This is a genomic window from Moorena sp. SIO4E2 (genome assembly GCF_010671945.1).
Taxonomy (GTDB): Bacteria; Cyanobacteriota; Cyanobacteriia; order Cyanobacteriales; family Coleofasciculaceae; genus Moorena; species Moorena producens.
Genome location: NZ_JAAHIE010000072.1, coordinates 1 through 22,245, shown reverse-complemented (window position 1 = coordinate 22,245; position 22,245 = coordinate 1). Strand labels below are relative to the sequence as shown.

Sequence of the window (22,245 nt, the reverse complement as noted above, 5' to 3'; positions counted from 1 at the left end):
CCTAGGGTGCTGCGCAAACGGGCAATTGCTCTAAATCATATTTATTGCATACCTAGCACGATTCGGTAAATTCCCAACTTATAGTAAAATCATTTCGCCAATCGATTTGCCATCGACTTGCCATTTAGCTAGGCACAGGTCGATCTCTGTTATTGTATTTTGGTCGAAACTATGGAAAACCTTCAGGGTACATTCAACACTACAATCAACCTAATCACAGAAAGGATATTGAATTCCGACTTCCAGCTCGCCAACATTCCTGTTTCCACGATACTTATTGTGGTGCTTATCCTCCTCCTTACCCAGATATTGCGAGGCTTGTTCACTGCCATAATCATTCACAGACTCGAGCTGATAACTAGCCGTACAGAAACCACCCTAGACGATGAGTTCATTAGGATTCTTAGGGCACCATTAGGCTGGCTAATTTGGATCGCTGGACTATGGCTAGCCTATCTAGTTGTGGGAAGTCATCTTAGCCCTGAACAGAATCAGAAAATCCCCGAGATTCTGTTTGTGAGCGCTCTGTTCATTGCCACGTATATTATTTACCGTGCTGCTCCACTACTGGGAGAGCTTCTAGCCGGATTGGCGACAAAAACTGAAACTGAACTCGACGATTTGTTAGTCCCCTACTTTCCAAGGCTTTTTCAGATCGCAGCAATCTTGATTGCTGCCAGTAAAGCCAGTGAGATTTTGTTGGGGGCATCTGCTGGTGCACTGATCGGTCTACTCGGTGGCGCAGGTGTAGCCTTAGGTTTGTTATTAAAAGACATTATCTATGACTGGTTTTGTACAGTGGTTATCTATGCTGATGGTCTCTATAGACCCGGTGACTGGGTAGAATTGGACGGAATAAATGGTTTTGTTGAGATACTCAGTATTGGTCTGAGAAGCACAAAGGTTCGTATTATTACTGTGGGTGGTACCAAAAAAATTCCCAATTCTAAAATGATTGGTGGAGTTGTGGTCAATTATTGGTCACAAAATCCTGGCGATACGTTGGAGTTGGGAGCGATAAATTTAACTCTGAAAATAGATGGTATTTCGGCGGATAAAACTACCAGAATTTGTCAGGCTATTAAAGGAAAAATTCCGACTATCGATGGATTGCATAAGCAGAAAATGTTCGTTTTATTATCCAGCATTGAAGAGAATGCTCGGGTGATTATAGTTAGGGTATTTGTGATTGATAAAACCATCTATTTGGCAGCCATAAATGACTTGAACATAGCCATATTAGAAATCCTCCAGAAAGAGGAGATTGATCACCTGCATGTTTATCTGAGAAAGGAACTCCAAGACTACAAACAGCTAAAGGAAAATTTAGTTAGTGAGGTGGCATATAAATTCTAGCAATCCTTTGAACAAGTGATGCAGCGCTGGCTCCCCTGTTCCGAAGCTGCATCACTATTCGAGATCTAGGCATCAGCTCCTGGCAGGACCCTGGAAACTATAGGGACAAGACCTTTGATTCTATAGCAGAAGTCAGAAGTCAGAAGTCCTTTGTCAGAAGTCAAACTCTTGCGCTTCTTGATGCAGTCGCTCATGGGGGAAACCCCCAAGACCGCGCTGCATCGCTTACAAAGGGTGTGAGACTTTTGTCATGTCCTAACTGCCCTGGCGACTGCTATACAAGCCCATGGCTGTAATCAACGGAACTGGGAAGTTGATTCGTGATTGCAAAACCAATAGCTAGTAATGGGTAAGCATTCAGCCCTCAGCTGTCAGCCGTTGGCCGTTGGCCAAAGCTAACAGCTGAATGCTTACAGTAATGCATCGCTATTTCTGCCGTCTTGTACTAGCTAATACTTTTCGGTAAATTGCCGAGTTGATTGACCGAATACGTCTCCTCCAAACAGATAGTAAACCTTTCAAACTGGCTCCTAGGGTGCTGCCCAAACGGGCAATCGCTCTAAATCATGTTGATTGCATACCTAGCACTATTCGGTAAATTCGCAACTTATAGTAAAATCATTCCACCAAGAGACTTGCCATCGACTTGCCATTTAACTAAGCACAGGTCGATCTCTGTTAGTGTATTTTGGTCGAAACGATGGAAAACCTTAAGAGTACAATCAACAGTACAATCAACCTAATCAAAGAAAGGATCTTTGAATCCGACTTCCAGCTCCCCAACATTCCTGTTGCCACGATAGTGATTGTGGTGCTCATCCTCCTCTTCACCCATATATTGCGAGGGTTGTTTACTTCAATAATCATTCACAGACTCGAGCGTCTGACTAGCGGTACAGAAACCACCCATGACGATGAGTTCATTAGGATTCTTAAGCAACCATTAGGCTGGCTAATTTGGATCGGTGGACTATGGCTAGTACATCTAGTTGTGGCAACCCATCTTAGTGATACACAGAATCAGAAAATCCCGGAGTTTCTGTTTGTGAGCGTTCTGTTCATTGCTACCTATATTCTTTACCGTGCTGCTCCACTACTGGGGGAGCTTCTAGCCGGATTGGCGGCAAACACTGAAACTGAACTCGACGATTTGTTCGTGCCGTACTTCCCAAAGCTTTTTCAGATCGCAGCAATCCTGATTGCTGCCATTAAAGCCAGTGAGATTGTGTTGGGGGCATCTGCCGGTGCACTGATCGGTCTACTCGGTGGCGCAGGTGTCGCCTTAGGTTTGTTATTCAAAGACATTGTCTATGACTGGTGTTGTACGGTGATTATCTACGCTGATGGTCTCTATAAACCCGGTGACGTGATAGTATTGGACGGAGTAAGTGGTAGGGTTAAGATACTCAATATTGGTCTGAGAAGTACAAGGCTTCTTATTACTGAGTGGGGTTATATCAAAAAACTTCCCAATTCTAAAATGATTTCTGGAATTTTTGCAAATTGGTCAGATAAGACTGGCGATACGGTTCAGTGGGGCATAAATTTAAATCTGAAAATTGATGGGATTTCGGCTGAGCAAACTAGGCGAATTTGTCAGGCTATTAAAGAAAACGTTTCCTCTATCGATGGCTTGAACAAGGAGAAAATTTTAGTTGTATTTTCTCGCCTTGAACAGAATGCTCGTGTGATTAAAATTAGGGTATTTGTGATTGAGCCCAAGCTCTACTATGATGTCCAGAGCAACTTAAATCTAGCGGTATTAGAAATCCTGGAAAACGAGGAGATTAATCAGCTCCATGTTTCTCTGAGAAAGGAACTTAACTGGTTGCCTGACACCAGTATGAATTAGGAACAATCCTAAGCTATCAGCTATCAGCTATCAGCTATCAGCTATCAGCTATCAGCTATCAGCTATCAGCTATCAGCTATCAGCTATAGCTGATAGCTATGAGGTACACATTATTTTTTCCCTCTTCCCTCTTCCCTCTTCCCTCTTCCGAAGTCCCTGCTCCCTGCTCCCTGCTCCCTAAAACCCAGATATTTGTACCTCATGGGTATAAGAATTGCTATATCAGCTATCAGCTATCAGCTATCAGCTATCAGCTATCAGCTTTTGAATAAAATAAGCTGACGGCTGACGGCTGACCACTGACCACTGACCACTGACGGCTGACCACTGACGGCACCTCAAGCAGCGTGGGCGTAGCGCATATGCTTACGGGAATTCGGAGCACGGAAGACCACAGCTTCATCCTCTAATTCCATTGACATAGGCAGCTGTCAAAGCTTGTTGAGGTGATTCAAAAATCTGCTCCACACAGCCGTATTCAATCAATCGCCCCACTGCTTCTTTAACCCAGAAGACGGCAGTATAGTCAGCAATTCGTCTAGCTTGAGCTAGGTTGTGGGTAACAATCACCAGGGTGTAGCGTCCCCTGAGCCTAGCGATCAAATCTTCGACTACACCGCTGGATATGGGATCGAGGGCACTACAGGGTTCATCTAACAGGAGTACTTCCGGTTGCAACACCAAGGCACGGGCAATGCACAGGCGCTGCTTTTGACCACCAGACAGAGCAAGAGCCGAGGTGTGGAGTCGGTCTTTGACTTCATCCCACAAACCCACATCCCGGAGTGCAGTTTCGATGAGCTGAGCAATGTTAGCCCGGTTTTTAACACCATGTTCCCGCAACGGAAAGGCCAGATTCTTCCAGATTGAGAAGGGGAAGGGACTTGGCTTTTGGAAAATCATTCCAACACGACGGCGAAGTGCAATTAGCTCCATAGCACCACCCTTTGCGATCGCATCCATCCGAGGACTCAGCACATCCAGGGAACCAAAGCGAATTCTACCTGTAACTTTAGCATTAGGAATCAAATCTGTCAAGCGGTTGAGGCAACTTAAAAAACTAGTCTTGCCACAACCAGATGGTCCCACTAGTGCGGTAATCGAACCTGTATAAATTGGCAACGATACATCAGCAAAGGCCGGTTTTGTTCCATAATGTAAACATAGCCGCTCGGTCTGAATCAATGGGTCGTTTATAGACTGGCTTACCGGTAATTTTTCAATTGTGTTTAAAGGGTTAACCATTGTTTTTGGGAATTGTTAATGTTCTAGAAATTCTAAGACTTGTGAGGTACAAATATCTGGGTTTTAGGGAGCAGGGACTGAGGCCTTAGGCCACGCTACGCGAACGGAGCAGGTAAGAGGGAAGTCGGAAGTGGGAAGAGGGCAAAAATAATGTGTACCTCATAGCTACGAGAAACGCTATAATTGTTAATTAGTAATTAGGTAAGCCGTCAGCAATCAGCTTATTTTATTCAAAAAGCTGATTGCTGATTGCTGATTGCTGATTGCTTACAAACAGACTCCACCCTCCGATGCAACCAATACTCAGCCATCCATGCTGCTGTACCATTAATCAGCAACAACAACACTAGCAACACTAAAGCTGAGGCGTAAGCATTAGCATTTCCCCCTGTTACATTCATCGACAAATCAAAAATATGAATCGAGAGCGATCGCCCAGAATCCAGCAAAGACTCTGGCATCCGATCCACATAACCACTAGTAAAGATCAGTGCTGCGGTTTCAGCGATCGCTCGCCCTATCCCTAACACTAATCCCACCACTAGTCCCGGTGCTGCGGCTGGTAACAGCAAATTCCAGAGAGTGGTAGTGCGGGATAAACCAAGGGCAGTGGCAGAAAGCCGATAATCATCACTAACGGCGCGAAACCCTTCCTCTGTTGATCGAATTAGGATTGGCAACACCATACAGGCTAATGTCAACCCCCCAGATAAAATCGAAAAGCCTAGCCCTAGGGTTTTGCAGAAAAAGGCATTGCCAAATAGTCCAAACACAATCGACGGTACCCCTGCTAGCACATCTAAGCTACGACGAACCAGACGCCCGAAAATACTCTTAGTATCTGTGAACTCAGCTAGCAGTATTGCTGTGCCTACTCCAATCGGAATAGAAACGGTCATACATACACCCAAAATTAGGACAGTGGAAACCAGAATTGGACCAATCCCTCCTTCCCGTCCAGCATTCTTTGGTGCAGTAGTCAGGAATTCCCAGTTAATTTGTCCGACACCGTGCCAGACGATATCACTCAAAATCCAGAGGAATACAGCAGTTACGAACAGTGCGATCGCCCAAATCATCACTGTTGAAACTTGGAAGTTGTCGGTTGTCGGTTGTCGGTTGTCGGTTGCAGGTTGCAGGTTGTCGGTTGTGGCTTGTGGCTTGGTTTTGGTAGGATTCTTACTCATAGATTCCTTCCTTGCTGATCATTTCTGCAATTGCTACCAGTACCAAAATTATTGCCATCAGCAGCAAGCCACTGACAAAAAGTGCTGAGCGGTGATTGCCCATAGCGTAAGCCATTTCCAAGGCGATATTGGCAGTAAGAGTTCGCATCGGCTCAAATAAGCTTTTGGGAATTTGCACCACATTGCCACACACCATCAGCACCGCCATAGTTTCTCCAATCGCCCGTCCTGTTCCTAAAATCAAGCCAGTAAACAGCCCCGACTTAGCAGCCGGAAACACAACACCTCTGACTGTTGCCCAGCGGGATAGTCCCAGAGCCGCTGCTCCCTTTAGGTATTCTGGAGCGACTTTGGCAAAGCTAGCGTCTGCGGTCAGAGCAATAGTTGGCAAAATCATCAGGGTCAGAATCGCAATTCCAGCTAGAAGACTGGCTCCTGGTGGTTGGAAGCGTCCAATTAGGGGAACTAGCTCCACCAAACCCCAGAATCCGTAAACAACTGAGGGCATCCCTGCCAACAATTCAATTAGCCGTCGATAAAGTCCAGCAATGGATGAAGGCGCGTAATACTGACAAAAGACTGCAGATAGAATGCCCAGGGGTGTGGCTACTACCATCGCCCCAGCCGTGACGAATAGGGTACCCCAAAGCATGGGGGTGAAGTTGTAAAGACTCTCCGCAGGATGCCAGGATGGATCGGTAAAAAAGGGGAGTAATCCCACTTGTCCCAATACTGGCAGGGCTTCCGTGATTAGGAACACAAGAATCAGCACCACGATAGCACCAGCCACCACAGCACAGCCTTGTAGGATCGAGATCAGGAGAGTATCACTCCGAAAAAAATTGAGCATTTAGAATTGGGAATTTAGAATTTAGAATTTAGAATTGGGAATTTAGAATTTAGAATTTAGAATTTAGAATTTAGAATTGGGAATTTAGAATTGGGAATTTAGAATTGGGAATTTAGAATTTAGAATTTAGAATTGGGAATTTAGAATTGGGAATTTAGAATTGGGAATTTAGAATTGGGAATTTAGAATTGGGAATTTAGAATTGGGAATTGGTAAGGAGCAAAGGTATAATTCTTCATTCTTCATTCTTCATTCTTCATTCTTCATTCTTCATTCTTCATTCTTCATTCTTCATTCTTCATTCTTCATTCTTCGAGGGGGACAAAGTTTTGCTCTTTAACAATGTCTTGTACCTTTTGCGATCGCGAAAACTCAATAAATGCTTTATCTAACCCAACCGGAATAGTTTTGCTCACTAACGTCAGGGAACGAGATAGCGGGAATGTGCCGTTTTGAACATTTTCTGTGGTTGCCGCTATTCCAGCAACGGGCAGTAATTTAATCGGAACATCCTGTTTGCTGCTATATTCTGCTGTGCCAATGGAGACATAACCAATCCCATTAGGATTACCCGCTACTGTTTTAATCCCCTGCTCATTATCCCCAATCACCACATCTGCCTTAATCTCACTATTTTTAAGCTGGAAGTACTTGAGAAATAACTCCAAGGTAGAGCGACCCTCAGCTTTGTTAACTACTGTAATTGGTGCCCTTTTGCCTCCCACATCTTGCCAGTTATCTATTTTGCCCTGATAGATATCCACAATCTGTTCATTACTTAGGGATTGCACCGGATTAGTTTTATGGACGATAATGCCAATCCCATCACGAGCGATCGCAAACCCTTGCAGATCTTTCTCGCTCTGCTTGAGGTCACGAGACACCATCCCAATATCAGCGACTCCTTGGCGAGTATCTGCAATACCCCGAGACGACCCTCCTGTCTGCACATCCACCCGTACACCAGGATTTTCTGATTCAAAACGCTTGCCAATTTCCGACGCCAGGGGGGCTACTGTACTAGAACCGGTTAAAACTAACTTACCCTGCAACTGATCCCTTGATTGGGTTGCTACTTCTGGGGATTGGGCACAGGATTGTAGCCAAAAGCAAGCTACTAAACCCATAGACATTGATGCGAGAGTTGTTAAATTTTTCATCAATCATCAGTCAGTCATCTTATCTAGAAACTAGTGAGAGTGCTCAGCTAAGCATTCAGCTGAATGCTTAGCTCAAAACTCAGCACTTACTCAGCACTTTGTTAATCAAAACAGAGGCAACAACATCCCAAATCAATTGCTCTATTACCATTGGCTTGCCGAATGGTTAGCGAACACTGATAAAGCACCGCCTTACCATCTCGCGTCGCCCTAACAAATCCCTCATCCCGCAAAACTCTGAGATGATGGGATAGCAGACTTTGCTCTATTCCCAAAACAGCCTTGAGCTCTCCAACATGTTTTGGTCCTTCCATCAGGATTTCCAGAACAGTGAGACGAGTGTTGTCCGCTAAAACTTTCAGCTTACGGACACAGAAGGCTTGAGATGATGGACTTTTTGAGTTCATGATTCAGCACTGGTCAGCAGTTGAATTATTATTGATATGAAAATCCATTCATATTATAATCAAAAAAAACTCTGATTGGATCAAATCAAAGCACCACCACAACTGGAACCAGACCCTGCTGTACAGCCATAACAATAGGAAGCAGTGCGAATTTCCTCAATGATGTCTAAACTTCCTGCTTCGATAAGTTTACTAACTGTCAACCTTTCTCCAGTGCCAGAGGTTGCTGCTACATTTTCCATCTGATTAAAATCGCAATCGTAGACATTACCCAAATAGTCAATAGACAGTTCATTGCGACACATCAAATGCTCCACCGTAGTGGCATTGAAACTGTTTTCTAGAAACACCATATAGGGAGCATATAGCTTGGTGCGTTTTAAATGAAACTTTGTTCTACCAACAGGAATATTGGTAATTGTCAATAGCTGGTTGAAGTCAAGATCAAACTGTTCTTTTAGGAACACTTTATAATCCTTCTCCAACTTAACCTGATTAGGAGTGAGAGAAAACTTTTCACTCAGTGGCAACGAAGGATTGTAGACCAAATCAAGAATTAATTTGGGGTTTCTCCCATAGCCCAACCGATTCAGCCATTGAATCGCCCGAATCGAACCATCGTAAACCCCCTGGCCGCGCATTTTATCTACATTATCTTCCAGATAACAAGGCAAAGAAGCCACTACTCGTAATTGGTGCTTAGCGAAATAGTCAGGTATATCCTCATATCCCGGTTCAAAATAAATGGTCAAATTTGACCGAACAATCACCTCCTTTCCGGTTTGGTATGCTGCTTCAACTAAGGGCTTAAAGCCATAGTTCATCTCTGGTGCGCCACCAGTCAAGTCAACGGTCTTAATTTGAGGAAACTGATAAATCAGCTTAATAAGCTGGTCACAAATTTCTGGAGAAAGTTCTTCAGTTCGCTTAGGACCAGCTTCCACATGGCAGTGACTACAAGCTAGATTACAACGCTTCCCCAGATTAATTTGTAAAACCGTGATTGGCTGTTTACTTAAGGGAGCTTGCAGTTTTTTGCGGAACGGTGTAACAGCTAAAACGTCTGTTTTAATCATATTTTTATCGCCTTGGGATTGTGAGACTTATTAAGTCTAAAGTCTGTTCGCGTAGCGTCGGCGAACAGACTTTATCCTTGATCTCTAACAACAACCACCACCAATATAGTGCCAAGTTGAATCGGTGATTAAGATTTCTTCTGGATTGACCTTTCCTAATTTCGCGGCTGTTTTATCACAAACAGCGGCTGGCACACCACGGGAGAGGATGTGTCCCGCATTGTCATCAAAAAACTCTTCCGCGCCCATGTAAATTGCTGTTTTGCCAGTAAAAATACATGGTCCATCCTCTGGGATCACAACTTTGAAAGAAACAGAATCCAGACTTTCCAGCAGCAGGGGTTCTTCGAGGTTGTAGTTTTGGCAATCCAGAAGCCGATAGGGACGCTTTGCTCGAATTTCTACTTGACCAAAACCTGACCTGACCAAGTGCTGGACATAGGATTGATAAGTGAGGGCACCAGACAGACACATAGCTCGTAGCCGCTCATCTTCCTGTAGATGGGGTGGAATCGGACGAGTTGCAATGGGGTCACTCATTAACAGTCGTCCACCTGGTTTTAAGACTCGATAGGCTTCTTTGAGTGCCTTCATCAGGTCAGCCGGTTCAAAGATGTTGAATAGGCAATTCTGAGCAACCACATCTACAGAATCATCTGGCATAGGTAGGGCAAAGGCATCCCCTTCCCGAATTTCCACAAAACTCTGGTCAAACCAGGAATTGTCTTGAGCAGCAATCTTCAGGTTACGGGTAGCCGCCTCCCGCATGGCCTGAACTGGCTCAACAGCAATCACACCCCCTGGACGTTGGGAAAAATAAGCAAACTGTAACGCCTCTAAACCACCACCAACACCGACATAGAGGACCGTTGGCTGATTGCTGAGTTCCGTGGGATGTACCGTCGTACCGCAGCCATAATTCATATCCGCCATCATTGGAGGAATTTTCAGTCCTGGCAGTTGTAAGGGGCTACTTTGGACACAACACAAACCAACTTGGGGTGTTTGGGCGACTTCAGAATAAAATTCAGCAGTTGTTTCGAGATAGGTCATCAGAATCCTTTACTTGGCAAAGATGGTAATGCTATTGATAGTAGGGTGGAAATTGAAAACTAATTCTGAACCAGTATAGTTCCTCAGTTGAGCGTTAATGCTACAAAATTCATGTATCCTCTGATACCAAATCCCGGTTCAAAACCCCGTTGATTATTTTGATCATCTAGTCAGCGAAGTGCGGACTTTGTCATCTTCAAGAAGGCTTCGCCTATGTCTAGCCGCGATTTATAGCAGAAGTCAGAAGTCCTTTGTCAGAAGTCAAACTCTTGCGCTTACTTAGGTTTGAGACTTTTGTCATGTCCTAACTGCCCTGTCTTGATGCAAAGCGCGAGTGGGGGAAACCCCCAAGACCGCGCTGCATCGCTGGCGACTGCTATATTATTCGTTTAGGCTATAGGGAAGCTACAATAGGGAATTTGGAATTAACGCGCTGTTGCAGGCTTTTGCTCCAATTTGTCTTCAGGTAAGCAACGGTACAATCCCTTGCCTCACCCTTAGATGCTATTAAACTCATGCCAGATGAATTTTTCGAGTAGTACACCATGAATTTTTACTGAGATTACCACGCGATCGCTCATGCTTAGGGTATAGGATGCTGGGGTAATCAGGTGATCAGGTCATGGGGTGACTCGGGTGACTTAAGCATTCAGCCGTCAGCTATCAGCTATCAGCTAGCAGTTATAGCGCTACGCGCAAGCTTAAAGGAACTTGCGTCAGAAGTCAAAAGTAAGCTATGACTAAGTTTCGGAGTTTAGGAATGTCAAACGTCTGAATGCGTAGTGCTATATCAGCTAATGCGCTACAGATGGTGCTACTGATCGGTGCTTTTGAATAAAACAGGTAAGCATTCGAATAATGCTGAGTTACGGAAAGCACCGATCAGTAGCGTGAGCCAAAGGCTGACGGCTGACGGCTGAATGCTTACACAGAAACTAAGACAGAAACAATTGTGTCCACTCAACACCCCCAATCACCTCTGAGCATAAGAGTATGGTAGAAAGAGCTACCATTACAATCAGGGAGTTGATGAATGTCGAAAAACCAGTATGCAGAACGCCTCAGACAACAAGAGAGAGTTTACCTCAAGCGTGTTGCTGATTACTCTTCACTAAAGTCGATACCAGAAATATGGCCCCTTGCTGCCCAACGGTTTGGGTCAATCATTGCTCTGCAAGACCCTCACGCTGTGGGAGCTCATGGTGCTCCAGCCTCGACCCTAACCTATACCCAGTTGCACGAGCAAATCGAGCAATTTGCGGCTGGATTACAATCCCTAGGTTTCCAGCCAAAACTCGATGAGAAGGGTATTCCTACCCGAATTGCTTTATTTGCTGATAACTCTCCTCGATGGCTAGTTGCCGATCAGGGGATCATGACTGCAGGAGCAGTAAATGTGGTGCGCTCAGGTCAAGCAGAACGGCAGGAATTGCTTTATATTCTCCAAGATAGCGGTAGCACGGCTCTGGTAGTAGAACACCTCAAAACTTTGGAAAAATTAGGCGATCGCTTGGATGGGCTACCGATTGAATTAGTGATTCTCCTTTCTGAAGAACAACCACTATCGACCGGATCATCCCGACAGATTGTTAACTATACTCAACTCATGGAAGCCGGGGCATCTCGGTCTGTTACCAAAGCTAACCACAACCGGGAAACCTTGGCAACTCTGCTGTATACGTCTGGTACCACAGGCAAACCCAAAGGGGTGATGCTGAGCCATGGTAATCTCCTGCATCAGGTCAACACCCTTGGTACAGTAATAGAAATCCAAAAAAGCGATCGCGTTCTTTCTATCCTGCCTACCTGGCACGCCTACGAACGCTCAGCGGAGTATTTTCTATTATCTCAGGGTTCCACCCAGATTTACACCAACCTGCGCCATGTCAAAAAAGACCTTAAAACCTTCAAACCTAACTTTATGGTCGGAGTACCCCGACTGTGGGAATCGATTTATGAGGGGGTGCAAAAGCAGTTTCGTGAGCAACCGGAAGGTAAGCAGAAATTAGTCCAAAACCTGCTAGGGTTCAGTCAACGCTACATTGAGGCACGGCGGCTTGCTCAGGGGTTGACCTTAGATAATTTAAATCCTTCACCCATCCAAAAACTATTGGCCACAGTGCAAGCTTCCTATTTATGGCCGGTTCATCAATTGGCTAATAAACTAGTTTATCAAAAAGTCCGGGAAGCCACTGGGGGAGAAATCAAGCAAGTCATTAGTGGTGGGGGTTCCTTAGCGAGGCACCTGGATAACTTCTTTGAGATTATTGGTGTCGAAGTCCTAGTCGGCTATGGCTTAACCGAAACATCTCCCGTTACTAATGCCCGGCGTTCCTATCGTAACCTGCGTTTTAGTGCTGGACCACCTTTACCGGAAACTCAAATCCGGATTGTTGACCCTGAGACTCATCAGCCTTTACCCCAAGGTCAAACCGGCTTGGTGATGGTAAAAGGACCACAGGTGATGCAGGAATATTATCACAAACCAGAAGCTACCGCTAAGGCAATTGATCGAGACCGGTGGTTTGATACAGGGGATTTAGGTTGGGTGACCCCCCAGAATGATTTAGTCCTCACTGGCAGAGCAAAAGATACTATAGTTCTGACCAATGGAGAAAATATCGAGCCACAACCAATAGAAGATGCTTGTTTGCGCAGTGCTTACATTGACCAGATTATGCTAGTGGGTCAAGACCAAAAGGCATTGGGTGCCTTAATAGTACCAAATCTAGATGCCTTGCAAGGGTGGGCAGCGGCTCAAAATCTTACCCTTGATGTATTCGCTCAAGATGTTGATTTAAATACTAAAGAGGTTCAGACGTTATACCGGACTGAATTAAACCGAGAAGTCCAAAATCGACCAGGTTATCGCCAAGATGACCGCATCAGCACCTTTAGGCTGATTCTAGAGCCGTTTTCCCAGGAAAATGGCATGATGACTCAAACCTTTAAAATCCGACGACCTGTAGTCACAGAACGCTATCGCGCTATCATTGACGGGATGTTTGCGTGAAGTACCCCAACCGGCTTGACCAAAGGTCATGGGATTGCTCGCATTCTCAGGTCAATTCAGGGACGGTCTTATTCGTCTTATCGGCAAAGCCGACGCGGGGCGCGTTCGGGTTTCCCGCGCGCGTCCCCGACGCCTAAACCAGAGGCGCTTTCCTAGGCCGGGGAACCCGGCCTAGGAAAGCGCGCCTGCTGGAATTGGTCGTTGACGAGGCGTCCACAGGCAGACATCCGCCTTCTATCGACGTATAACTTTTACGACAGACTTACCATGGAATTACAGCTCTATGGCTAACCAGCCGGGGCAAGTCTCTTCCGGGAGACTAAACCTTAGAATAAGGCAGCCTTAATCATAAAGTTTTAACCCTTTTACCCATAGCCGACAAACCATAAAGGCTGCCTTATTCTTGCGGTAACTTCTGACCCTGAGCTCTGAAGCGTACTTTGTACACCTTTGATAAGGTAGCCTTTTAGTCAGTCAGGCGGGTCAACGACCAAGTTGATTATATCACGAATCGTCGTAAGTTGAGGCGCGACCCCGTAATTTAATTCTTCAAGCGGAAAGCGCGCCTCCGTAGTCTCGCTATCCATCCCCACCTTCAAAGAAGGTGGGGAATTCCGCGAGTTTCTGTTAAAACGTTAGAAGGTTTAGAGGTGCGGGCCTCAAACCTTGAGACTGAACCTCAATCTTCTTTTGAAGAATTATTGAGCAATATCACCAGTCAAACTCTCAATCCCTCAAAGTTACATAGTGGAACGCATATGGACGACTCTAATAAGAACTTACTCTTGAAACGGCCAATTAATATCAAAGCCATCGTTACCCCTCGATGGAAGGAAGAGGTTCAGCAACAACTACAAAATCAAATCAACCAACTCGACGGCCAACTGCAACAGATTGATCTGCAGGGACAAAAAGCGATCGCTGAGATTAAAAACCAGAGCGTGAATCCTCCTGGTCCTCAGGTATCGCAACAAATTGAAAGCATTCAAACCCAGGTCAATCAAAAGAAAAGTGAACTGCTAGAGCAGAAAAACCAGCAACTTCAGCAACTACAACAAGTCCAAACCCTCGAACTCGACCAGGAAGTTAGTCAAGGTCAGCTAGAAAGCTTCTTCAGGGTGGAAGAAGGAGATAACCTAGTCAAAAAGATGAACGTGGAAATTCTGCTGCGGGATGGGGTTATCGAAGAGATTCGCGGTGATATTTAACGGAAACACAGGACATGAATAAACAGGGATACACGGATATCTGATTATCCGTGTATCCCTGTTTAAAAATCTCTGTATTGTCTTTCACGCCTTTGCCATTGACCCAGCCATTACTGGCAAAATTCCGTTGACCAATCCTGATGACCCCGTCCCTCTCGACAGGTAAACTGTTGACCAGCCCACATGATCTGCCACTTTTTGCCAGTTTGGGCTGATTCCTTGGGTGATAACTCAATACGATACCGGATGCCACGTACAGAGTCATCCGGTAAACCCGTTTGAGTGATGGTGACTACCGCTTGATCAGGTTGAGGATAATCTACCTTGACCTGTTGATCAAAGTTTCCTTCAATCAACGATTGGTTTTGACCAAAGGTAGATAATGCGATCGCTTTTGGATCGGCACCAATCAGTTGATCCGGTTTTGCCTTATTGGCTAGGTCAATGGCTTTATAGTCTTCTCGCTTAGTCTGGACATTAGCAGGAGACTGAATTGGTTTGGGTTCAGGGGGTTTGCTAATCAGATTGCAAGCACTCAGGATTAGGATAATACCTGTAAGCGCGGTCAGGGAAAGTTTTTTGTTAAGCATCTCATATCAAGTTGCATTCGATAGAAATCAAGCTAACTTGTCGGCTGTTGACAGTCAACTCTCAACGATCAACATTTAACAGTCAACAGTCAACACTTAACACTTAACACTTAACAAAACACATTATCCCCGGGGGCCCAAGTCCATCTAATTACTGATGGCATTATTTATAGCGCTTGAACACTGACCCAGCACCGATAGCACCCAACATCAACAGACCCAATGTCGAAGTTGGTTCGGGAACTTTCTTAGAAGGCTTAGGGGGATCTGGGAAATCGGTAAACTTGATGCCAGAAACCGCACCACTTCCTGGTAGTTTAATATCCAGCTTGGTCACTGAATACTCAGGAAGATAGCTGAAATCGTAAGTGGATAGGGAGTTGTCTGTGCCAAATTTTAGTGATTGTTTCTCTGTTGTGCCATCCTCCAGAAACGCTTTAACATATCCGTTTTTATTCTTCGGATTCTCATCAATGTCTAGAAGCGTGACGTAATCAACAGAAACGGCTTGATCAAAAACAAAGGAAATGATACCACCGCCAGCCCAGTCATCGGGTGTTTTACTTTTGTCCTCGTTGATAATTAGAACGTTACCCTGTGGCTTCGTACCAAATGAAGGTCCCGTGGCTAAGTCATCGTCTCCACCGGTGCATGTAATCCCAAAATCAGGTCCGCAATTGCTGTTGAATAACCTTAAGGGATGATTAGACCCTTTGTTACTGGTTATATGCACACCGAATTTTGCCCATTGCTCACCAATATTTTTCTTAGTCCCCGCCTTGAGAATGTTACCAGCATCATCCTTTTCAAAATCCAGTAAGTATTCATCAGCTAGAGCGGGATTACCACCTACTGTTCCCAAAGTAACTAAGGCAGCTGTGAGCGTAACTGTTGATAACTTTTTCATGGTTTTTCAACCCCTCAATACTGACTTAATTTTAGCGCTAAAATCTTTTTTTATATCTTTTTTTGAGGATTTTTATTAACCTTTACTATCTACTATTCAGGTAATATAGCAGAATTCTGAATTCTGAATTCTGAATTCAGAATTCAGAATTTAAACTCTTGCCATACTGTAGTTTGAGACTTTTGTCATGTCCTAATTACCCTGGCGACTGCTATAAATAGATTATTATATAGCAATCCTCAATCATTTTTAAAATCACTGGACTTATTAAAAAATAGCTCCAACTCCGGTCCCTTCTGCCTTCTGCCAGCCCCCCTTATTAAGGAGGGGGGATTACTCCTGCATTAAAGCAGCCCATTTATTTCACGAATCAGATCGGATTGCTATAGTTATTTTATGGTTAATTAACCTATAGATTAGGTATAAGTTTCCTCTCTTGGGATAAATTATTCATTTCTTTAACGTTTGAGTCGGTTAATTAAAGATTCAGTGAAATGACCTTCATCCGGCCACCAAAATCGATAGGATTTAAGGTTATACTAAACTAGCTCTTAGACTGACCCTCTCAGCAGTCAACCGATAAGAGCTATTAGCATGTATAGAGTGATTGGTAGCTACCCACTCCCCTAATCCCTAATCCTGAGCAAAAAGAGGATATCCGTATTGTATAAAACCATCGAAGCCCTCTGCCTCATGGTTTCTTTACACAGTACGATGGCTTTGTGGGGCTTATTCAAGCTACAATGCAAGCTGGCATAATGTTTTTGCTAGCTCACTAGAATTGATTTAGAAGACCACCCCATGATTCACGAAGTTTTCATGCCCGCCCTCAGTTCAACCATGACCGAAGGCAAAATAGTTTCCTGGGAAAAATCTCCCGGAGACAAAGTCGAAAAAGGTGAAACCGTGGTGGTGGTTGAGTCGGATAAGGCTGATATGGACGTTGAGTCCTTCTATGAAGGATATCTGGCCACAATCACGGTATCAGCTGGTGACTCTGCTCCGGTGGGAGCCCCGATTGCTCTGATTGCGGAAACGGAAGCGGAAATTGAAGCAGCTAAACAACAAGCTGCCCAATCTACACCAGCTACTGACACAGCAACAGCTCAGCAAGCAACGGCCTCAACCCCAGAACCGGTACAGACAGCTCTTGCTGCAGTTGCTGATACTCCCAGCCGCCGTAATGGACGAATTATTGCTTCTCCCCGAGCTCGTAAACTAGCGAAGGAATTACGGGTTGATCTCAATACCTTGAGAGGAAGTGGTCCCCATGGCAGGATTGTGGCTGAGGATGTGGAAGCAGCAGCAGGTAAAGTTATCACTCCTCCGACACCAGCAGCCACCACCCCAGCAGCACCACCGACACCGGCTGTAATGCCCACTCCCACCCCAGCAACTATGCCAGCTCCTCTGCCAGCACCTCCTGCGGCTGTACCCCTGGGAGAAGTGGTGCCGTTCAATACCCTGCAAAATGCAGTGGTGCGGAATATGATGGTCAGCCTGCAAGTGCCTACCTTCAGGGTTGGTTACACCATCACTACGGATGAGTTGGATAAGTTATACAAAAAAATCAAGCCTAAGGGTGTTACGATGACAGGGCTGCTAGCTAAGGCAGTAGCGGTTACCTTGCAGAAGCATCCCTTGGTCAATGCTAGTTATACCGAACGGGGAATTCAATATCACAGTTCCATTAATGTAGCTGTGGCTGTGGCAATGGCTGATGGTGGCTTGATTACCCCAGTATTGCGCCATGCGGAGCAGCTGGATATTTATTCTCTGTCTCGCACTTGGAAAGATTTAGTAGACCGTGCCAGAACTAAGCAGTTGCAGCCAGAGGAATATAATTCCGGTACTTTCACCCTATCCAATTTAGGCATGTTTGGTGTAGACCGGTTTGATGCGATTTTGCCCCCAGGACAGGGTTCTATTTTGGCCATTGGTGCATCCCGTCCTACTGTAGTAGCTAGCCCTGACGGCATGATGGGAGTAAAGCGTCAGATGCAAGTGAATATTACCTGTGACCACCGGATTATCTATGGTACTGATGCGGCAGCGTTCTTGCAAGACTTGGCGAAGTTGATTGAAACTGAACCGCAATCGTTAACTCTTTAAGTCATTAATCGTAGGGTGGGCAGTGCCTAGCAACGCCCTTTGCAAGCTTGATTATCTGTCTGGTGCACTGCCCACCCTACATGAACTTTGGGTTAAACCTAGTCATTAATGGTAAGGTGGGCAGTGCCTAGCAACGCCCTTTGCAAGCTTGATTATCTGTCTGGTGCACTGCCCACCCTACATGAACTGCTTGATCACTGAGAGGGGCGCACGGTTGGTTGTGCGCCCCTCTCAGTAAAATTGTTCACTATTTCGCTTAACAGTGAGATTTTCGCAGTTTCCGATACTTTTTAGCTACCAAAGTCTACCAAGATCAACTTTAGCCCGCCAATGCCAGCTGATTCGAACGCCAGGGGGTATCTCCGCGCTTCACGAAGAAATATTCCTCGTGCGCCATAAAAGTGCGTAAACCAGATCCAATGTCACTACAAAACCCTTGGTTTTCGGGAAATTTATTTAATTGAGACAAGGTGGTGGCACTAAGAACATAGTTAAAGTATAGCAAATTACTTGAGTTTTTGGCAAGCTTTGTGATACTTTTGCCTACTGTCCACTAACCCTCCAGCAGTAAACAAACCACCCAAAGCAATTAGACCAAGCAAAGTAGAGGATTCAGGCACATCTTGTGGGTTCGATAAATGCGGTGGAAGAGAGCCACCGAACGCCAGTTGGTAGTTGCCTGTGTGAGAATACGTGTAATCGTTATTATCGTCAAGGCTGACCAGCCCAGAATCTGTGGCCTCGAAACCATAAAGGTATTGGGTTTTCCCATCGTATTCAACCTTGACAATTTCACTAGCCTGTATACTAGGTGGTAGGAAACCAGCGAAGGCTGGAGGAATTATCTCTGCCAACATATCTCTAGCATTAAAGTGACCTGCTAGCCCAATGGTAATTAGGCCTGTTGTGTCATCTTGGTTGAGGTAGGAAATATTGGGATCGCTAAATCGTTGCAATCCTCCATTGCCGAAAAATTGTCCATACAGAACATTATCTAGACCTGACCCAATCAAAGATACAAGACCGTTTGCAGTTAAGGCATCACTGAACCACTTCTGAGCTAAGGTGATGCCACCAAAATCAGTAGCCCAGTCAGCGAATGTCAGACTGCTCAAGGTGATGTCCTTACCACCGATTTGACCTGTTAGGCTAGTGACATCGTTAGAGAAGAAAAATTGGAAGTTTTCCAGGGTTTCACTGCTGGCAAATAGCTCTACGTTTCCACCAGGGTCACTAGCGTCACCTTGCAAGAGGGTTGACAAACTAGCACCTGGATCTATATAGGTATTCGTACCGTCAGATGCAATCTTGAGGTAGTCACTACCGATTAGGGTCGCTCCTGTGAGGCTTCCAGCAACAGCTGGGGTAGTGGCGATCGCACTGATACCGGCAATAATTGAGGCACCGAGCCACATTTTCATTACTGTGCTTTTCATTGACATGTCTCCCTTCGAGTTAGTTCAGGTTGCTGGCAGGACTTGGTGTCTTTTTTTTAGTATCGGAGTTGGATGTTAGCGATCGCGTTTTTGATGGGGTTTAAGTTATGTTAATCTTTGACATAATCCTGAGTGCGTCAGTTCCTCAGTCCTGAATAGGGCAATATAGCGCTACGCGCAAGGCAAGAGGAATCCCCCCTAACCCCCCGCGCGTAAGGGGGGCTGGCATGCATGCTAAAGTTGACTACAACAGCTTAGGTGCGCTTTCCGGAGAGGAAATCTTGAAGAGGGTCGCCTTATTACAAAAGTTTTAACCCTTTTACGTATAGCCAGTAACCCATAAAGGCGACCCTCTTAATGCGGTAACTTCGTTCCCGCATCTAATTATTAAATTCCCCACGGGTCGCACCTTTTTCAAGGTGTATCAATGTCAAACACCTTAATGGGTAGTGCTATAAATTTTCAATCTTGTAGCGATTACCGATTACCGATTACCGATTACCCAAGACCTGATCAGATTATTCACCTGTTCTGGTATCTCATCATGGGGACAGTGTCCTGCTTGTAGATAATATTCCGTTAACTGAGGATAATATTCCCTAAACTTTGCTCCCCGTTCTCTGCTCTTGATCCAAGGATCCCCTTCTCCCCATAGCATCAATAACGGACAAGTCATCTGTTCCAACAACACATCGACTTTTTCCCCTTGGGGTGACTTGAACACAGAAGCAAATACCTGAGCAGCACCAGGATCACAAGAGGGGCGATAAATCTCGTCTACTAACTGTTCCGTTACTGCATCCTGGTCAAGATAAACCTTCTGGAGGGTTTTGCGAATGATTGACGGTCGCCGCAGGTACTGGAATAACAGGAAACTTGCCCAAGGTTGTAGAAAAATTGATTTGGTTACGTTATTGAGAACTTTTTTAACAGGATTGACCTTAGTAACAGGTTGAGTATCACTAAACGGTCCAGCACTATTGAGCAATACTAAACCTGCGGCGGAGCTAGGACGCTGTGCAGCCACACACAAAGCTGAATAACCCCCCAAGGAGTTTCCAGCTAAGACTACTGGTTGACCAATCACCTCTGTAATAAAATCATCCAATTGGTCTCGCCACAAATTGCCACTGTACTCCCCATCTGGTTTACCAGAACGTCCAAACCCCAACAAGTCAATCGCCCAAACTTCAAAATGCTGACTCAATTGAGCAATGTTTTTGCGCCAGTGGTCTGTAGATGCCCCAAATCCGTGAATTAATAGTAACGGTGGGTATCCTGATTGCTTCTGTCCAGCCTGTACATAATATATAGATTCCCCCCGCCACTGCCAGTAAGTTCCAGGGATGGGAGTATTAGAAGGGGTAGCAATTACCTGGGTAGTCACGGTAAACTATTAAGTAATGTTAACTTTTTGATCATAGCGCTCCCTGCCAGATGTCTGATGTTAGACTAATGGCAGTATATAATGGAGAGTTTGTGTAAACATCTAAAATAGAGAGGGACAAGCTTTGTCAGTCGAAACCATTGAGAAGCGTTCAACAGTTCGTAAACACGCGCCTCGCTATCGCGTATTGCTCCATAATGATGACTTCAACTCTATGGAGTATGTGGTGAAAACCTTGATGGAAACTGTGGCGAGTCTGACTCAACCTCAAGCAGTCAACATTATGATGGAAGCCCATCAATCCGGGCTGGCATTGGTGATTACCTGTGCTCAAGAGCATGCTGAGTTTTATTGCGAAACCCTGAAGAACCGGGGTCTGAGTAGTACAATTGAACCTGACGAATAAGGGGCAATAGGAGAGATTCTTCCCTTTCCAAATCTTGAAATTATAAAACGTTTTACACCCAGGCTGGCTAGATTATCCCTATACCCAGCACCATTCAGGTTGGGGATGTTTATACTAGCTTTGCTGTTGCTTTGGTTACCCATAGCAGCACCAATATACTTAATTGGTAGCGACCCAAACTCAGTGACAATCCTGACTATGGGGCTAATGTTCGGGGTATTTCTGTACTTAGTCCGAGTTTGGGGAAGGAAGGTTTATCGCCAGCCAGGACTGTTAAAAAAATATGGTTTGCGGCTAACAGCGCAAAACGCTCTTGAGTTAATCAGAGGACTAGGCCTAGGTCTGTTAATGACTCTTAGTCTGTTTGGATTACAAGGGTGGCTGGGTTGGCTAGCATTCCAAACTCCTCCACTCCCATGGTCACGGCTGATTGTAGAGGGATTAATCAGTGCTTTGGCCATAGGCTTCGCTGAAGAATTGGTGTTTCGGGGTTGGTTGCTTGATGAGTTGCAACGGGATTATAGTTTTAAGACATCACAGTGGATTGGTGCGATCGCATTTGCGCTGCTGCATTTCCTTAAACCAATTCCAGAAATGATTCGCGGCTTACCGAGATTTCCCAGTTTATTGCTGCTAGGGTTAATCCTGATTTGGGCAAAGCGATCAACTCAAGGACGGCTAGGTTTATCGATTGGTCTCCATGCTGGCTTAGTTTGGGGTTATTATATTATTGATGTTGGGCAATTAGTAGTCTATTCAGGCAAGGTTGCTCCCTGGATTACTGGCATTAATCGCGATCCTACTGCTGGGATAATGGGATTGCTATTTCTAGCTTTAGTTGCTTGGTGGATGAAGCGCAATCATCATAGTAATTAGTAATAATTAGTGATTAGTAATAATTAGTGATTAGTGATTGGTATTTAGAGTCCAAAGTGATAATAGTTTAAAAGTCTAAATAGCAAGAGGTGCGCTTGACCTTGGCGAATTTAATTCGCCAAGG

General features: G+C 45.1%; 20 protein-coding genes. 8 read left to right on the top strand and 12 right to left on the bottom strand.

Going from position 1 to position 22,245, the window contains the following annotated elements:
- Positions 1 to 171: 171 nt before the first annotated feature.
- The 3 genes from F6K37_RS10900 to F6K37_RS10890 all read left to right on the top strand — a co-directional run bounded on the left by F6K37_RS10900 (position 172) and on the right by F6K37_RS10890 (position 3,480).
- On the top strand, positions 172 to 1,356 hold the full coding sequence (locus tag F6K37_RS10900) for a mechanosensitive ion channel domain-containing protein (RefSeq protein ID WP_008190391.1): 1,185 nt from the start codon (positions 172 to 174) through the stop codon (positions 1,354 to 1,356).
- 700 nt (positions 1,357 to 2,056) lie between these two features.
- Positions 2,057 to 3,208: a mechanosensitive ion channel family protein gene (locus F6K37_RS10895; protein WP_287250100.1), complete on the top strand. Its 1,152-nt coding sequence runs from the start codon at positions 2,057 to 2,059 to the stop codon at positions 3,206 to 3,208.
- 98 nt (positions 3,209 to 3,306) lie between these two features.
- Positions 3,307 to 3,480 (top strand): hypothetical protein, encoded by a 174-nt coding sequence (locus F6K37_RS10890; RefSeq protein ID WP_287250097.1) that lies wholly within the window; start codon positions 3,307 to 3,309, stop codon positions 3,478 to 3,480.
- Here the strand turns inward: F6K37_RS10890 and F6K37_RS10885 are convergent.
- The 8 genes from F6K37_RS10885 to arsM all read right to left on the bottom strand — a co-directional run bounded on the left by F6K37_RS10885 (position 3,459) and on the right by arsM (position 10,186).
- Complete coding sequence (locus F6K37_RS10885) at positions 3,459 to 3,611, bottom strand: hypothetical protein (protein WP_287250094.1); 153 nt, start codon at positions 3,609 to 3,611, stop codon at positions 3,459 to 3,461. The genes F6K37_RS10890 and F6K37_RS10885 overlap by 22 nt on opposite strands.
- Positions 3,608 to 4,453, bottom strand: coding sequence for a phosphate ABC transporter ATP-binding protein (locus F6K37_RS10880; RefSeq protein ID WP_008190397.1), 846 nt, complete (start codon positions 4,451 to 4,453; stop codon positions 3,608 to 3,610). Before F6K37_RS10880 ends, F6K37_RS10885 begins: the two co-directional genes overlap by 4 nt.
- 230 nt (positions 4,454 to 4,683) lie before the next feature.
- Complete coding sequence (gene pstA / locus F6K37_RS10875) at positions 4,684 to 5,532, bottom strand: phosphate ABC transporter permease PstA (protein WP_438941763.1); 849 nt, start codon at positions 5,530 to 5,532, stop codon at positions 4,684 to 4,686.
- A 100-nt stretch (positions 5,533 to 5,632) separates the two neighbouring features.
- Positions 5,633 to 6,490, bottom strand: coding sequence for a phosphate ABC transporter permease subunit PstC (gene pstC, locus F6K37_RS10870; RefSeq protein ID WP_008190400.1), 858 nt, complete (start codon positions 6,488 to 6,490; stop codon positions 5,633 to 5,635).
- Positions 6,491 to 6,795: 305 nt separating this feature from the next.
- Positions 6,796 to 7,650, bottom strand: coding sequence for a phosphate ABC transporter substrate-binding protein (locus tag F6K37_RS10865; protein WP_131826900.1), 855 nt, complete (start codon positions 7,648 to 7,650; stop codon positions 6,796 to 6,798).
- 101 nt (positions 7,651 to 7,751) lie between these two features.
- Positions 7,752 to 8,057: an ArsR/SmtB family transcription factor gene (locus F6K37_RS10860; protein ID WP_008190403.1), complete on the bottom strand. Its 306-nt coding sequence runs from the start codon at positions 8,055 to 8,057 to the stop codon at positions 7,752 to 7,754.
- Positions 8,058 to 8,137: 80 nt separating this feature from the next.
- A complete protein-coding gene (gene arsS / locus F6K37_RS10855) occupies positions 8,138 to 9,133 on the bottom strand; it encodes an arsenosugar biosynthesis radical SAM (seleno)protein ArsS (protein ID WP_287250090.1) in 996 nt (331 codons plus the stop codon).
- A gap of 84 nt (positions 9,134 to 9,217) precedes the next feature.
- Positions 9,218 to 10,186, bottom strand: coding sequence for an arsenosugar biosynthesis arsenite methyltransferase ArsM (gene arsM, locus F6K37_RS10850; RefSeq protein WP_008190406.1), 969 nt, complete (start codon positions 10,184 to 10,186; stop codon positions 9,218 to 9,220).
- A gap of 1,033 nt (positions 10,187 to 11,219) precedes the next feature.
- Between arsM and F6K37_RS10845 the strand changes: the two genes are divergently transcribed.
- Together F6K37_RS10845 and F6K37_RS10840 are read left to right on the top strand one after the other, a co-directional pair.
- Positions 11,220 to 13,199 (top strand): AMP-dependent synthetase/ligase, encoded by a 1,980-nt coding sequence (locus F6K37_RS10845; RefSeq protein WP_008190408.1) that lies wholly within the window; start codon positions 11,220 to 11,222, stop codon positions 13,197 to 13,199.
- 758 nt (positions 13,200 to 13,957) lie between these two features.
- Entirely contained in the window at positions 13,958 to 14,407 is a 450-nt protein-coding gene (locus tag F6K37_RS10840) for a YlqD family protein (protein ID WP_044495479.1), read from the top strand.
- Between the two features lie 110 nt (positions 14,408 to 14,517).
- Here F6K37_RS10840 and F6K37_RS10835 read toward each other — a convergent pair whose 3' ends face one another.
- Positions 14,518 to 14,997: a hypothetical protein gene (locus tag F6K37_RS10835; RefSeq protein WP_287250086.1), complete on the bottom strand. Its 480-nt coding sequence runs from the start codon at positions 14,995 to 14,997 to the stop codon at positions 14,518 to 14,520.
- 163 nt (positions 14,998 to 15,160) lie between these two features.
- Positions 15,161 to 15,904: a PEP-CTERM sorting domain-containing protein gene (locus F6K37_RS10830; protein WP_008190414.1), complete on the bottom strand. Its 744-nt coding sequence runs from the start codon at positions 15,902 to 15,904 to the stop codon at positions 15,161 to 15,163.
- An 801-nt stretch (positions 15,905 to 16,705) separates the two neighbouring features.
- On the opposite strand from F6K37_RS10830, the gene F6K37_RS10825 reads away from it, so the two are divergent.
- Positions 16,706 to 18,016 carry a dihydrolipoamide acetyltransferase family protein gene (locus F6K37_RS10825; RefSeq protein WP_287250083.1) on the top strand — a complete coding sequence of 437 codons (1,311 nt, stop codon included), beginning with the start codon at positions 16,706 to 16,708 and terminating at the stop codon, positions 18,014 to 18,016.
- 506 nt (positions 18,017 to 18,522) lie between these two features.
- On the opposite strand, the gene F6K37_RS10820 is transcribed toward F6K37_RS10825, so the two are convergent.
- Together F6K37_RS10820 and F6K37_RS10815 are read right to left on the bottom strand one after the other, a co-directional pair.
- On the bottom strand, positions 18,523 to 19,452 hold the full coding sequence (locus F6K37_RS10820) for an NF038130 family PEP-CTERM protein (protein ID WP_287250081.1): 930 nt from the start codon (positions 19,450 to 19,452) through the stop codon (positions 18,523 to 18,525).
- A 484-nt stretch (positions 19,453 to 19,936) separates the two neighbouring features.
- Positions 19,937 to 20,839 (bottom strand): alpha/beta fold hydrolase, encoded by a 903-nt coding sequence (locus F6K37_RS10815; protein WP_287250079.1) that lies wholly within the window; start codon positions 20,837 to 20,839, stop codon positions 19,937 to 19,939.
- Between the two features lie 124 nt (positions 20,840 to 20,963).
- Between F6K37_RS10815 and clpS the strand changes: the two genes are divergently transcribed.
- Entirely contained in the window at positions 20,964 to 21,245 is a 282-nt protein-coding gene (clpS, locus tag F6K37_RS10810; RefSeq protein WP_287250077.1) for an ATP-dependent Clp protease adapter ClpS, read from the top strand.
- A gap of 105 nt (positions 21,246 to 21,350) precedes the next feature.
- Positions 21,351 to 22,121, top strand: a complete 771-nt coding sequence (locus F6K37_RS10805) for a CPBP family intramembrane glutamic endopeptidase (protein ID WP_008190423.1) — start codon at positions 21,351 to 21,353, stop codon at positions 22,119 to 22,121.
- Positions 22,122 to 22,245 lie beyond the last annotated feature (124 nt).